Genomic DNA, 13,119 nt, shown 5'->3' with positions numbered 1-13,119 from the left:
GGCGCGGGCGACCCCCGACGGCGATCCGGTTGCGGGGGAAGGCATCACGCCCACCTCCGCCACCACGACCACGCAGCCGTCCGCGGCGGCCGAGGTGGGTGCGTCGCCGGCGGTCGGGCAGCAGGTCGCTCGTGGACCGGCGGCTCGTGCCGAGCGAATACAGCTGGTCGCGCAACCCGTGGTGGTGGTCGTGCTGACCGTGGCGCTGCTGTGGTGGGCGTTCGACCGCACACTGACCGTCACCCAGCGGACCAGCCTGAACCGGTCGAATATCGCGCACGCCGCATGGCAGCACGTGGTGATCACCGTGACGGTGGCGGCGATCGTGGTCGCGGTGGCCGTGCCGCTGGGAACCCTGTTGAGCCGCAGGAGATTCCGCTGGCTCTCGCCGGCGTTCCTGGGCCTGGCGAATCTCGGGGCGGCGGCGCCGGCGATCGGGCTGATCGTGTTGTTCTATCTGTGGACGAAGACCACCGGCTTCTGGATCGGGGTGGCGCCCATCGCCTTCTACGGGTTGCTGCCGGTGCTGCGCAATACGATCCTCGGGTTCCGGCAGGTGGATCCGGCGCTGATCGACGCCGGGCGCGGGCAGGGGATGTCGGCGGCAACAGTGTTGCGGCGCATCGAGTTTCCGCTCGCGATTCCCTACATCCTGGCGGGCCTGCGCACCACACTGGTCCTGGCGGTCGGCACCGCCACGCTGTCGTTCCTGGTCAGCGCCGGCGGTCTGGGCATCCTGATCGACACCGGATACAAACTGCGCGACACCGTGACCCTGGTGGTCGGAGCCGGGCTGGCGGTCGCGCTGGCCCTGCTGGTCGACTGGGTGGGCGCGGTCGCCGAACGCTTCCTGGGACCTCGGGGGTTGCGATGAACGCGCGGCGGATCGCTTGTGCGGCACTGGCAGTGCTGACCCTGCTGGGCGCGGGCTGCGGTCTGCAGTCCGGCGATGCCGTCCCGCTGCAGGTCGGGCCCGGCAGTATCCGGCCCGTGCCGGAGCTGTCCGGAGTGGTGATCACGGTGGGCTCCAAAGACTTCACCGAGGAGATCGTGCTCGGGTACCTGATCGAGTTCGCCCTGTCCGCCGCCGGTGCCCACGTCCGCGACCTGACCGATATCCAGGGCTCCAACAGCCTGCGCGACGCGCAGCTGCACGGCCAGATCGACGTCGCCTTCGACTACACCGGCACCGGCTGGATGAACTACCTGGGCAACGAGAAGCCGGTCCCCGGTTCGGACGAGCAGTTCGCCGCCGTCCGGGACGCCGATCTGGCCGCGCACCACATGGTGTGGACCGACATGGCCCCGATGAACGACACCTACGCCCTGGCGACCAGCGCGAACACCGCGAAACAGACCGGCGTGCAAACCATTTCGGACTACGCGAAACTGGCCGCCGCCGATCCGGGCGCGGCGGCGACCTGTATGGGCACCGAATTCAGTGTCCGCCAGGACGGTTTCCCGGGCTTGACCGCCAGGTACGGCATCGACGCCGCGCAGATCCACAAGCAGCTGGTGCAGGACGCGATCGTCTACACCGCGGTCGCCGACGGCTCCCAGTGCCGGTTCGGTTCGGTCGCCGCCACCGACGGGCGGATCCCCGCGCTCGGCCTGCGGCTGCTCGACGACGATCGCGGCTTCTTCCCGAAATACAATGCGGCCCTGGTCATGCGCGACGATTTCGCCGGTGCGCACCCCCAGGTGGCGCAGGTACTCGCCCCGGTCACCGCGGAGCTGACCAACGAGACCGTCACCGAAATGAACCGCCAGGTCGACGTCGAGGGCCGCGAACCCGCCGATGTGGCGCGAGACTGGCTGGTCGAGCGGGGTTTCGTCACGAAGCGGTGAGTGACCACAGCCACTCTTGCGCCTGGATTAGGTAATGCTAGCCTTCTCATGCGGCGACGGTGCCGGAAGCAGAGCGGTGGAGGTACAACGTGTACAGGTCGATGGCGGCGATCGTCGCGGTAGCAGCGACAGTCCTGACAGTCGCCGCATGCGGTTCCTCCGGTGACGACGCCAATTCAATCACGCTCTACAGCGGCCAGCACGAGCAGACCGTCGCGGCGCTGGTGAAGGACTTCACCGAGCGCACCGGCGTCAAGGTCAACCTGCGGTCCGGCGACGAAGGCGAACTCGCCAACCAGATCGTCTCCGAAGGCGACGCCACCCCCGCCGACGTGTACTTCGCCGAGAACCCGCCCGCCCTCACCCTGCTGCAGGGCAAGGGCAAGCTGGCGCAGGTCGACGCCGCCACCCTGGCCGCCGTCCCCGCCGCGGCCAACTCCGACAAGGGCGACTGGGTGGGCGTCTCGGCCCGCACCTCGGCCTTCGTCTACAACACCGACAAGGTGCACACCGGCCAGACCCCGGCGTCGGTCAAGGACCTCGCCACCCCCGCGTGGAAGGGCCGCCTCGGCGTCGCCCCCAGCGAGACCGACTTCGCGCCGATCGTGACCCGCATGATCACCCAGGTCGGCGTCGACGCCACCAAGACCTGGCTGCAGGCGCTCAAGGACAACGGCAAGATCTACGACAGCAACGAGGACCTGATCGCGGCCGTCGACCGCGGTGAGATCGACGGTGGCGTGGTCGACCACTACTACTGGTACCGCCTGCAGGACGAGAAGGGCGCCGGCAAGCTGCACAGCGCGCTGTCCTACTTCCCGGCCGGCGACCCCGGCGCACTGGTCGACGTCTCCGGTGCCGCGGTGCTGGCGTCGAGCAAGCATCAGCCCGCCGCGCAGAAATGGCTGGCCTACCTGGTGACCCAGCCGGCCCAGCAGATCATCGCCACCTCGGAGAGCTACGAGTACCCGCTGCTGGCCGGGGTCACCGACACCCGGCTGACCCGGCCGCTGAGCGACGCCGGCCCGATCGTCTCGGCCGCCGAACTCGGCGACGGCACCCAGGCCGTCGAACTGATGCAGGGCGTCGGTTTGTTGTCGTGACGCTCGGTGTCGCGGGGCCGGCCCGGCCGGCCCCGATCCGGAGGTGGATGCGCCGCCCGGTATCCGCCCTCGGGGTGGGTGCCGGGCTGATCGCTGTCCTGGTCACCTCCCCGCTGCTGTTCATCGCGCTGCAGGCGTCGCGGGCCGGCGGGAAGACCGTGCACCGCTTGCTGAACCGGCCGCTGATGGCGACGCTGGCCTGGCACACCGGCGCGCTGGTCCTGGTCGTCACGCTGGTCACCACGGTGATCGGGTTCAGCGCCGCCTGGCTGGTGGAGCGCACCGACCTGCCCGCGAAACGGCTGTGGACCGTGGTGCTGACCATGCCGCTGGCGGTGCCGGAATTCGTGCACGGCTACTGCTGGGTGTCGCTGTTCCCCTCGGTGCACGGCTTCTGGGGTGCGGTGCTGGTCGAATCCTCGCTGTTCCCACTGATTTTCCTGCCGGTGCTGGCGGCGCTGCGCCGCAGCGACGGCGCGGCCGAGGAGGTCGCGGCCGCGCTCGGTCACGGCCGGCTGTCGACGCTGTTGCGGGTCACGCTGCCGCTGACCCGGCCGGCGCTCGCCGGTGGGGCACTGCTGGTTTCGCTGTACGTGCTCGGTGAGTACGGCGCGTTCGCCATGATGCGGTTCACCACGTTCGCGACCGCGATCTACACCCAGTACGCCACCGCGTTCGATACCGCGTCGGCCGGGGTGCTGACCATGATCCTGGTGTTGGTCGCGCTGGTCGTGGTCACGGCGGAGGGCCGGGTGGGGCGCCGGGCACGGACGGTGAGCGCGGGGGCGACCGCCCGCCGCGGTGCGCCGGTACCGCTGGGCCCGGCCGTGGTGCTGGCCGTGCCGGCGCTGGGCGCGGTCGTCGCCGTCACGGTCGGTGTGCCGCTGTACGCGCTCGGATATTGGCTGGTGCGTGGCAATTCCAGTACGCTGCCGGCCGCGTCGATCTGGTCGCAGGCCGCCACCACGGTCGGGTACGCGCTCGCGGCGGCGGCGACCGCGACGGCCGCCGCGCTGCCGGTGGCGCTGTACGCGTGGCGGCGCGACAACCGATGGTCGCGGGTGCTGGAGCGGGTCGCCTACCTGACCCGGGCGCTGCCGGGGATCGCGGTGGCGCTGGCCATCGTGTACTTCGGGATCCGGTACGCGCAGCCGCTGTACCAGCAGCCGCCGATGCTGGTGGCGGGGTACGTGGTGTTGTTCTTCCCGTTGGCGCTCACCGCCGTTCGCGCCGGGCTGGCTCAGGTCCCGCCGGGCGTGGAGGAGGTGGCGCGCTCGCTGGGCACCCCGTGGTGGCGGGTGCTGACGCGAATCACGTTGCCGCTCATCGCGCCCGGGCTCGGTGCGGCCTTCGCTATGGTCGCGCTGACCGCGAGCACCGAGCTGACCGCCACACTGTTGTTGCGGCCCACCGGAACTCAGACCCTGGCCACCCAGTTCTGGGTCTACACCAGCGGATTGGCGTGGGGCGCCGCCGCACCGTACGCGGCGCTGATGACCGCGCTGTCGATCCCGACGGTGCTGATGGTGGCCGCGCGCACTTTGTCTCCCGCACGGAAGGTCGCCCGATGACGAGCGTGTCCATCACGAATCTGACCGCGGGGCACGGGCATACACCGGTGCTGCACGATGTGGACCTCGCGGTCGAGGACGGCAGCCTGGCCTGTGTGCTGGGACCGTCGGGGTGCGGCAAGTCGACCCTGATGCGGGTGATCGCGGGATTCCATCCGGCCACCGGCGGCACGGTCGCGGTGGGCGGCCGGGTCCTCGACGACGACCGTACCCATGTGCGCGCCGAACAGCGCCGGATCGGTTTCGTGCCGCAGCAGGGCGCGCTGTTCCCGCACCTGAGCGCGGCGGCCAATATCGGTTTCGGGGTGCCGCGGGCGCAGCGCCGGGAGCGGGTCGCCGAAATGCTGGAACTGGTCGGGCTTTCCGGGCTCGGTAGCCGGCACCCGCACGAACTGTCGGGCGGTCAGCAGCAGCGGGTGGCGCTGGCGCGCGCCCTGGCCCCCGCTCCCGAGCTGCTGTTGCTGGACGAGCCGTTCTCCGCCCTCGACGCCGCGTTGCGCACGGACTTGCGCACCGAGGTCGCCGATCTGCTGCGGCGCGCGAAGGCGACCGCGATCCTGGTGACCCACGACGTCGAGGAGGCGCTGGCGGTCGCCGACCGGATCGCGGTGCTGCGCGCGGGCCGGATCGTGCAGACCGGTACCCCGCAGGAGCTGTTCCGCTTCCCCGTCGACGGCGAGGTGGCCCGCACGCTGGGCGAGGCGAATCTGATCCCGGTGGACGCCACGACCCGGGCCGCCCTGGCACTGACCGGCACCGTCCCCGATGCCGCGGTGGTCGTGGTGCGTCCGCATCAGCTGCGCCTGGACACCGGTGCGGGCGTGACCGCGCTCCCGTACCGCGTGCGGCACAGCCAGTTCCGCGGCCACGACTACCGGGTGGAGCTCACCCCGGAGCCGGGCAGCGGCCTGCCGCCCACCCTCATCGCCTACACCTGCGCCGACGCCGTGCCGCCGGCCACCGGTGCCGCGGTGCACGTGACCGTGTGCGGACCGACGCATCTCGTGTCGGCATAACACCGCATTCCGGCATTCGGACAGTTGCCCAGTTTTCCTGTGACGATAGGTTGCAGTGAATTCCTCGAAATGCGAAACACCCGCACTTCAGCGGCTATAGCCTTGCACCGCTACGGGCTCGATCCTGCCCGGTCCGAAAGAGAATCACAGGTGCTCATGCGTTACAACATCCCGAAGACCCTGGCGGCCACCGCCGGTGTCGTCGCCGCGGCCTGCGTGGCCGGACCGGCACTGGCCGGCAGCGGCGGGACCCAGGTCGGCCCGGCCGGCGCCCCCTTCGCCGCCACCCTGTCCGGCAGCCTCTCGGTCAACGTCGGTTCCATCACCGCCAGCTGCACCATTTCCACCGCCTCCGGAACGCTGCCCGCCGCACCGGCCAACGCCACCACCAGCGGCCCGATCACGGTGAACATCGGCACGCCGACCGTCTCCGGTTGCTCCGCGCCGTTCACCAGCATCTCGGTCCAGACCAGCGGCAACTGGACCATCAGCGGCTCCTACGACGCCAGCGGGATCACCGGGTCACTGAACATTCCGCAGAACGGCATCTCCGCGCAGACCTCCGGGCTGCTCAACTGCGGGGGCATCGCGCCGCCGTCCGGCCCGGTCAGCGTGCCCGGCACCTGGACCAACGGCACCGACTCGCTGAACAACCCGTCCCAGGTCAACGTCAGCGGCACGGTCCCGGTGACCGTCTCCGGCGGCGGATTGTGCCCCACCGGCAGCGGCACGGTCGTCCTGTCGGCCACCTACGCGGTGAAGGACAGCGCCAACTCGGCCGTCCCGATCATCATCGGCCCGGTCAGCGGCACTCCGGTCACGACCACCACCGCCCCGGGCGGCGGCACCGGCGGTACCGGCAGCGCGAGCTCGCTGCCGTTCCTGGGCCCGCTGTTCAGCAGCCTGAGCGGGGGCACCACCACCACCACCACCGCGCCGCCGACCACGACCACCACGGTCCCGCCGACCACCACCACGACGGTACCGCCGACGACCACGACGGTCCCGCGCCGGGGCTCGCTGTCCTGACCCGACCTGCCCGGATCGAATTCCGGGCAGCCCGAGGGGATGTCGTCACCGCCCGGCGGCATCCCTTCGAGCGCCGGTCCAAGCGGATACAGAGCGCCTGGACCGGCGTGCGGCTCAGGCGAACAGCGTCGACCCGATCCAGTCGCCCGGGCCCCGCGCACCGGGCGCGACCGCGTAGATGCCGCTCGCGGTATGAGTAGTGAACTGGCTCATGGCATCCGATGTCGCCAGCCTCTGATTCACCGGCACGAAGGCCGCGCGCGGATCCTTCTGATAGGCCAGGAACAGCAGGCCCGCGTCGTAGGCGAGCGTCTGCCGCCACGGGGGCCACCGTTCGGTGAACGGTGTGGTGCCGTTGTTGTAGGAGAACGCGCGCCGCAACATCATCGCGCCCCCGTTGTTCTCCGGTGCGGACAGCCGCACGTGGGAATCCATGGGGATCACCGGATTACCTTGCGCGTCTTTCGCATCGAAGTTCTTGGCGTCGAACTCGTGGTGCCCGCCCAGCGGCGCGCCGCTGACCTTGTCCCGGCCGACCATGCGCGACTGCACCGCGGTGTCGAGCCGGTCCCACCGCTCCAGCGAGATCCGGATCCGGCGGAACACCAGGTAGCTGCCGCCGCGCATCCACTGCGGGCCTTCGTCACCGGCCCACACACTGGCGTCGAGATCGGCGGGCGGGTGCCCGTTGGAATTCACCGTGCCGTCCTTGAAACCCATCAGATTTCGGGGCGTGCCACCGGTATCCGAGGGCGAGAACCCGATCTGGGTCCAGCGCAGCGTGGTGACCTCGGGGGCGATCCGGGCCAGACTGCGCACCGCGTGGAACGCCACCTGCGGGTCGTCGGCACACACCTGCACGAAAAGGTCACCGTGACTTGCCGATTCGTCGATCTGATCGCCGGGGAACTGCGGCAGGTCGACCAATTGCGCGGGCCGGCGGGCAGCCAGACCGTAGCGGTCCTTGCCGTTCTTGGTGAACAGGCCCGGACCGAAACCCACTGTCACGGTGAGCCGTTGCGCGCCCAACTGCCACGCGTCCAGCGAGTCGCTGGCGGTGGGCTGGTGGGTGGCGCCCGCGAACGCGTCCGTGGGGACACCCTTGCCCTGATACACCGGAACCTGCGCGGATTCACCGGCGGTCAACGCGGCCGCGAGGGTGGTCCAGCGCTTCAGCACCTCGACGATATCGGCCCGGTCGTCGGTGTAGAGGTCGAAGGCCGCCAGCACCGCGTGCCGCTGGGTGGCGGTCACGATGCCGGATTGGTGTGCGCCCCAGAAGGGTTCGATATCCGAGGCGGCGGCCATCGAGATCAGGCGGTCCGCCGTCACGCCCGCGGCGGCACCGGCCGCCGCGCCGGCGCCCAGCAGCGCGCCTCGCCGCAGCAGCGACCGGCGGTCGACTCCTCCGGTCAACGCAGCACCGACAGGGTGTTGGTGTCGTCGCCCACGAACAGCAGCCCGGCGCCGGAGGGTTCGATGGCGATCCCGAACAGGTCGCCGTTACCGGCCGGGTGCTGCGCCTCGTCGTGGATGGCGTAGAACTCGCCGACCTGCTGACCGGCGGGGGTGATCTCGACGATCTTGCCGTTGGTCGCGTTGGCGGCCAACAGGTTTCCGTTGGGTGCGATCCGCACGGCCAGCGGCCCGGCCAGCTGCCCGCCCTCGGACACGGTGTCCCCGCGGCCCGCGGAGTCGGTGCGGGTCAGCGCATTCGGCACCTTGGCGATCCGGTTGCCGAGATTGTCACCGACATACAGGTTTCCGGCCGCGTCGAGCGCGACTCCGGTCGGGCCCTTCACCAGCGCGGCCGCGTCCTCGCGCACCGGCAGCCCGGTGGCGACCTCGGTCACGCCGGTGACATGCGGTGCGGCCGTGGCGGTCTGGGCCAGCGACAGGCGCACCACGGTGCCCCGGTCGACCTGCTTGCCGCCGGCGTCCTTCACACCGCCCAGTACGTTGGACACGAAAAGTGCCGCGGTGTCGCCGTTGTCGGCCACCACGGCGTCCCACGGCCCGTTCAGATGCGGGTCGGTGATGGTGCCCGCGACCTTGCCGGTGGGGTCGAGTTCGATGAGGCAGCCGGCGCCGGCGGTGCCGATCTTGCCGTCGGTGGTGGGCAGGCTGCCGACCAGCACCCAGCCCGTCTTCAGTTGCACCAGCGCGGTGGTGAGGCCGATGCCGCCCGGGCAGCCGGGCAGGTTCTTCGGGATGTCCGCGAAGACGGTCACCGACTTGTCGGGGTGGACGTTCACGATGGTGGTGCCGGTGCCCTGGTTGTTGGACTTGTCGTTGAAGTTGCCGACCAGCACGTCACCGGCGCCCAGTGCGCCGCCCAGGTGCACCACGGGCAGCACCGCGTACGGGTTCACGTCACCGTTGGCCGGGGTGGTCGCGGCCAGCTGCGTGACCGTGGTCTTGCCGTGCAGGAACGAGCCCGGCTGCGGGTCCAGCGCCGACGCCGCCGCGAGGTCGTCGGCGGACTGTTCGGCCGAGGGCGCGAGCCCGGCCGGCTTCGCGTCGTCGCTCGACGAGCCGCAGGCCGCCAGCGCGGCGATCGCCAGCACTCCGGCCAGCGCGCTACCGGTTGCACGCATCTTCGTGATCACAGCCATTTGCCCGGACACTCTCCTCGCACCATGACGCGACATCGATCGCCGCGCCAGGCAGGAGGCTAGCATTACCTAACCAAATTTGAATAGGTGAGCCTAACCGCATTTCCGGCCGCGGCAGGTTCCTCTCCCATTCACTAGAACGTGTTCTATATTTGAGCCGACGAATCCGGCAATCCCCTCGGGAGCTCACGACATGTATCAGTGGTCCGACGAAGACCTGATGTTCCGCGACGCGGTCCGCGCCTTCATCGCCAAGGAAATCACGCCGCACGTCGACGAGCTGGAGAGCGGCGCGCTGCCGCCGTTCGACATCATCCGCAAGCTGTATGCCACCTTCGGCCTCGACGAGATGGCCCGCGAAGGCCTGCAGAAGGCCATCGCCCGCGAAGAAGCCGGCGACACCAAGCCGGCCAAGGCGAGCGGCGGCTTCAGCGGCGCCGGCAGCATGGGCGTCGTGCTCAACAGCGAGCTCGCCGGGGTCAGCCTCGGCCTGGTCGCCTCCATGGGCGTCAGCCTCGGACTCACCGTCGGCACCATCCGCAGCCGCGGCACCCTGGCGCAGAAGAAGCGCTGGCTGCCGGAACTGGTCACCTTCGAGAAGGTCGGCGCCTGGGCCATCACCGAGCCCGACTCCGGCTCCGACGCCTTCGGTGGCATGAAGTCCTACGTCCGCCGCGACGGCGCGGACTACATCCTCAACGGGCAGAAAACTTTCATCACCAACGGCCCCTACGCCGACACCACCATCGTCTACGCCAAGCTCGACGAGGAGGACGGCACCGACCGCCGCGACCGCAAGGTGCTCGGCTTCATCCTCGACAAGGGCATGCCGGGCTTCACCCAGAGCAAGCCGTTCAAGAAGATGGGCATGAACTCCTCCCCCACCGGCGAGCTGTTCTTCGAGAACGTGCGCATCACCCCGGACCGCCTGCTCGGCGAGACCGAGAACCCGGCCAAGGGCGACGGCAAGGACAGCGCCAAGGAGTCCTTCGCCGCCGAGCGGATCGGCATCGCCTCGCTAGCGCTGGGCATCATCAACGAGTGCCACCGGCTGTGCATCGACTACGCGAAGTCCCGCAAGCTGTGGGGCAAGGAGATCGCCCAGTTCCAGCTCATCCAGCTCAAGCTGGCCGAGATGGAGGTCGCGCGAATCAACGTGCAGAACATGGTGTTCAACGCCATCGAGCGCACCGCGGCCGGCGACAAGGTCACCCTCGCCGAGGCTTCGGCCATGAAGCTGTACTCCTCGCGCGCCGCCACCGAGGTGGCCATGGAGGCCGTGCAGTTGTTCGGCGGTAACGGGTACATGGCCGAGTACAAGGTCGAGCAGCTCGCCCGCGACGCCAAGTCGCTGATGATCTACGCCGGCAGCAACGAGATCCAGGTCACCCACATCGCCAAGGGCCTGCTCAACGGCTGAGCGGTGACATCGCGCCCGGGCGAAACCGGGCCCGGGCGGCGACCGCTTGACCCGCTCGGGCCCCACCGCGATACATTGGCTCGTCCGGTACCCCCTGGCTGAAAGGGCCGCGTTCCATGGTGATCGTCTCCGACAAGGTCGTGTCCATCGAATACACCTTGACCGACGACGACGGCGAGGTCCTCGACAGCTCCGTCGGCGAGGCCCCGCTGGTCTACCTGCACGGCGCCGACAACATCGTCCCCGGCCTGGAGCAGGCCCTCGACGGTAAGTCCGGCGGCGACCGGGTGGAGGTCGTGGTCGAGCCCGAGGACGGCTACGGCGAGCACCTCGCCGAGCTGGTCAGCACGGTCGAGCGCAGCATGTTCGAGGGCGTCGACGAACTCGAGGCCGGCATGGAGTTCGAGGCCGAGGCCCCGGACGGCGAGACCCAGATCGTCACCGTCGTCGGCGTGGACGGCGACAGCGTCACCATCGACGGTAACCACCCGCTGGCCGGCCAGCGCCTGCACTTCCAGGTCGAGATCGTCGACGTCCGCGACGCCACCGAGGACGAACTCGCCCACGGCCACCCGCACGAAGACGGCGACGACCACCAGCACTGAGCGCCGCGGTCACCCCCGCAGCGCGGCCCGGAACGCCTCCGAGGCGTAGAACGGGGCGAGGCGGCGGCGCAGGATCGTGTCGAGGTAGCCGCGTTCGTCGAGGGTGGCCAGGACCGGCGGGCCGAAGCGGAACGCCTCCTCGATGAGGTCCGCGCGGCCGACGCCGAGTTCGGCGAGCAGTTCCGCGAGCGGGGTGTCGCCGTACTTGTCGAAGACGTGGTCGATGCCCTCGTCGAGCAGGGCACGGAAGTAGTCGGTGTCGCGGAAGGTGCGCCAGAACTCGAAGACGAGCACGACGGCGTCTTCGACATCGTCGGCGGATACCAGTTCACGGAACGAGCCGACGGCGTCGCCGGTGTGTCGGCGCCAGTTCTCCCGCGCGACCTCGAGCAATGTTTCGTCGGCGTCGTTTCGGTTGCCGCGCAACACGAATCGCGCCCCGGTGCGGGTGATCCGGCCGACCCCGTTCTCGATCGCGGGCAGCGCCGGTTCGGCGAGGCGAGCGAGGGCGCCCTTGAGCGCTCCCGCCACGCCGCCGCCGTCGAGGTGGCGGCCGTCGTCCACCGCGGCGACCACCGCCCGCTGCACGATCTCGACGCAGGCGTCGACGGTGGCGGGACTGGTCAGCAGCAGGCGCACCAGCCGGTGCGTGACGTCCATATCGGCGACGGCCGTCATGAACTGTTCGAAGCGCTGGGTGTCGACCACGTCGTCGACCTGTGTGGCGTCGTTGGCCTGATGGTTGTAGAGCCGGGCGGCGATCTCGCCGACCAGTTCGGGGATCGCGCCCTCGACCGGAACCTGCACCGCCCACTTGCGCGCGACGGCCTTGATCCGCTCGGGCGTCACGGACTCGGCGAGGGTCAACTCCGCGGCGAGCCCGAGGAACCCGTCGACCTCCTCGACGACCAGCTCGAGAAATCCCTCGCCTCGCAGCAACTGCTCCTTGGCGAACGCCACCTGCGCGTCGAGCAACCGCAGCGCCAGGTCGACCGGCTCCGAGTGCCCCTCGTTCGTCTCACCCACACCGCCAAGCCTGGCACACGACCGGACGACCCGGGCACGATGGGCACGGGCCGTCCGTCGCCGTTCAGGCCTTGACGAAGTCGAGCAGGTCGGCGTTGAGCCGGTCGGCGTGCGTGACGTAGAGGCCGTGCCCGGCCGCCGGGTACTCGTGGAACACCGCGTGCGGCACCAGCTCGGCCGTCCTCCGGCCGGTCACCTCGACCGGCGCCGAGAAGTCCGCGTCCCCGTGCACGACGAGCACCGGAACGGTGATGCCGCGCAACGCATCCCGGTTGTCGCAGTGGAACACCGCGCGCTGCATGCACAGCGTGACCCAGGTCGGTGTGGCAAGGCACTGGCGGTAGGTGACGTCCTCCTGTTCGGGCGAGATCTCGGTGCCGAGGTGGGTGGCGAAGTACAGCTGCGATTGCCGGTGCAGCCATTTCGGCCGGTCGGCTCGGATCCGGTCGCACATCAGGTCCAGCAGCTGTTCGGGCACCCCGGCCGGGTTGTCATCAGTGAGCTGCAGGAACGGCAGGATCGCCGACACGAGCACGACCTTGCGGATCCGCGCTTCGCCGTGCCGGGCCAGGTAGCGGGCGACCTCCGCGCCGCCGGCCGAGTGCCCGACCAGCGTCACCCCGGTCAGGTCCAGGTGCTCGAGCAGCGCGGCCAGGTCGTCGGCGGTGGTGTCGATGTCGTAGCCGCCACGGGGGCGGTCCGAGCGGCCGTGGCCGCGCCGGTCCAGGGCGATGCAGCGGTAACCGCGCTCGAGAAAGAACGGGATCTGCTGCTCCCACATGTCGGTGTTCAGCATGGCGCCGGCGACGAACACGATCGGCTCGCCGATCCCGTAGTCCTCGTAGGCGAGGGTGGTGCCGTCGGTGGGGGTGGTGAAGAACATCGG

At 70.0% G+C, this 13,119-nt stretch carries 12 protein-coding genes; 8 read left to right on the top strand and 4 right to left on the bottom strand.

What is annotated here, in order from left to right; genetic code table 11:
* The first annotated feature begins 94 nt into the window (after window positions 1-94).
* From EBN03_RS00700 to EBN03_RS00675, 6 genes are all read left to right on the top strand, one after another.
* Window positions 95-874, top strand: coding sequence for an ABC transporter permease (locus tag EBN03_RS00700; RefSeq protein WP_122186674.1), 780 nt, complete (start codon window positions 95-97; stop codon window positions 872-874).
* The gene (locus EBN03_RS00695) at window positions 871-1,848 is read left to right on the top strand and encodes a glycine betaine ABC transporter substrate-binding protein (RefSeq protein ID WP_122185892.1); all 978 of its coding nucleotides are present in this window, start codon (window positions 871-873) and stop codon (window positions 1,846-1,848) included. Before EBN03_RS00700 ends, EBN03_RS00695 begins: the two co-directional genes overlap by 4 nt.
* A gap of 89 nt (window positions 1,849-1,937) precedes the next feature.
* Window positions 1,938-2,951, top strand: coding sequence for an extracellular solute-binding protein (locus EBN03_RS00690; RefSeq protein ID WP_147471420.1), 1,014 nt, complete (start codon window positions 1,938-1,940; stop codon window positions 2,949-2,951).
* A gap of 47 nt (window positions 2,952-2,998) precedes the next feature.
* Window positions 2,999-4,522 carry an ABC transporter permease gene (locus EBN03_RS00685; RefSeq protein ID WP_147471419.1) on the top strand — a complete coding sequence of 508 codons (1,524 nt, stop codon included), beginning with the start codon at window positions 2,999-3,001 and terminating at the stop codon, window positions 4,520-4,522.
* On the top strand, window positions 4,519-5,538 hold the full coding sequence (locus tag EBN03_RS00680) for an ABC transporter ATP-binding protein (protein ID WP_122185889.1): 1,020 nt from the start codon (window positions 4,519-4,521) through the stop codon (window positions 5,536-5,538). Before EBN03_RS00685 ends, EBN03_RS00680 begins: the two co-directional genes overlap by 4 nt.
* Window positions 5,539-5,694: 156 nt before the next feature.
* Complete coding sequence (locus EBN03_RS00675) at window positions 5,695-6,567, top strand: hypothetical protein (RefSeq protein WP_122185888.1); 873 nt, start codon at window positions 5,695-5,697, stop codon at window positions 6,565-6,567.
* Between the two features lie 114 nt (window positions 6,568-6,681).
* Here the strand turns inward: EBN03_RS00675 and EBN03_RS00670 are convergent, their stop codons facing one another.
* A complete protein-coding gene (locus tag EBN03_RS00670; RefSeq protein WP_199742551.1) occupies window positions 6,682-7,983 on the bottom strand; it encodes a Dyp-type peroxidase in 1,302 nt (433 codons plus the stop codon).
* On the bottom strand, window positions 7,980-9,182 hold the full coding sequence (locus tag EBN03_RS00665; RefSeq protein ID WP_122185887.1) for an NHL repeat-containing protein: 1,203 nt from the start codon (window positions 9,180-9,182) through the stop codon (window positions 7,980-7,982). The genes EBN03_RS00670 and EBN03_RS00665 overlap by 4 nt, the downstream gene beginning before the upstream one ends.
* Before the next feature lie 193 nt (window positions 9,183-9,375).
* Between EBN03_RS00665 and EBN03_RS00660 the strand changes: the two genes are divergently transcribed.
* Entirely contained in the window at window positions 9,376-10,602 is a 1,227-nt protein-coding gene (locus tag EBN03_RS00660; protein ID WP_122185886.1) for an acyl-CoA dehydrogenase family protein, read from the top strand.
* 116 nt (window positions 10,603-10,718) lie between these two features.
* Window positions 10,719-11,207 carry an FKBP-type peptidyl-prolyl cis-trans isomerase gene (locus tag EBN03_RS00655; RefSeq protein WP_122185885.1) on the top strand — a complete coding sequence of 163 codons (489 nt, stop codon included), beginning with the start codon at window positions 10,719-10,721 and terminating at the stop codon, window positions 11,205-11,207.
* A gap of 9 nt (window positions 11,208-11,216) precedes the next feature.
* Here the strand turns inward: EBN03_RS00655 and EBN03_RS00650 are convergent, their stop codons facing one another.
* Together EBN03_RS00650 and EBN03_RS00645 are read right to left on the bottom strand one after the other, a co-directional pair.
* Window positions 11,217-12,233, bottom strand: coding sequence for a hypothetical protein (locus EBN03_RS00650; RefSeq protein WP_122185884.1), 1,017 nt, complete (start codon window positions 12,231-12,233; stop codon window positions 11,217-11,219).
* A 64-nt stretch (window positions 12,234-12,297) separates the two neighbouring features.
* The gene (locus EBN03_RS00645) at window positions 12,298-13,116 is read right to left on the bottom strand and encodes an alpha/beta fold hydrolase (protein WP_122185883.1); all 819 of its coding nucleotides are present in this window, start codon (window positions 13,114-13,116) and stop codon (window positions 12,298-12,300) included.
* Between the last annotated feature and the right edge of the window lie 3 nt (window positions 13,117-13,119).

It is taken from the genome of Nocardia stercoris, from assembly GCF_003696265.1.
Taxonomy (GTDB): Bacteria; Actinomycetota; Actinomycetes; order Mycobacteriales; family Mycobacteriaceae; genus Nocardia; species Nocardia stercoris.
The sequence above is the reverse complement of the archived record's forward strand: the minus strand, read 5'-3'. Positions and strand labels throughout refer to the sequence as shown.

Excerpts from the sequence above, each read along its gene's own strand:
- EBN03_RS00695 (WP_122185892.1), top strand. The coding sequence starts at position 871 with ATGAACGCGCGGCGGATCGCTTGTGCGGCACTGGCAGTGCTGACCCTG.
- EBN03_RS00680 (WP_122185889.1), top strand. The coding sequence starts at position 4,519 with ATGACGAGCGTGTCCATCACGAATCTGACCGCGGGGCACGGGCATACA.
- EBN03_RS00665 (WP_122185887.1), bottom strand. The coding sequence starts at position 9,182 with ATGGCTGTGATCACGAAGATGCGTGCAACCGGTAGCGCGCTGGCCGGA.
- EBN03_RS00655 (WP_122185885.1), top strand. The coding sequence starts at position 10,719 with ATGGTGATCGTCTCCGACAAGGTCGTGTCCATCGAATACACCTTGACC.
- EBN03_RS00675 (WP_122185888.1), top strand. The coding sequence starts at position 5,695 with ATGCGTTACAACATCCCGAAGACCCTGGCGGCCACCGCCGGTGTCGTC.
- EBN03_RS00645 (WP_122185883.1), bottom strand. The coding sequence starts at position 13,116 with ATGTTCTTCACCACCCCCACCGACGGCACCACCCTCGCCTACGAGGAC.
- EBN03_RS00660 (WP_122185886.1), top strand. The coding sequence starts at position 9,376 with ATGTATCAGTGGTCCGACGAAGACCTGATGTTCCGCGACGCGGTCCGC.
- EBN03_RS00685 (WP_147471419.1), top strand. The coding sequence starts at position 2,999 with ATGCGCCGCCCGGTATCCGCCCTCGGGGTGGGTGCCGGGCTGATCGCT.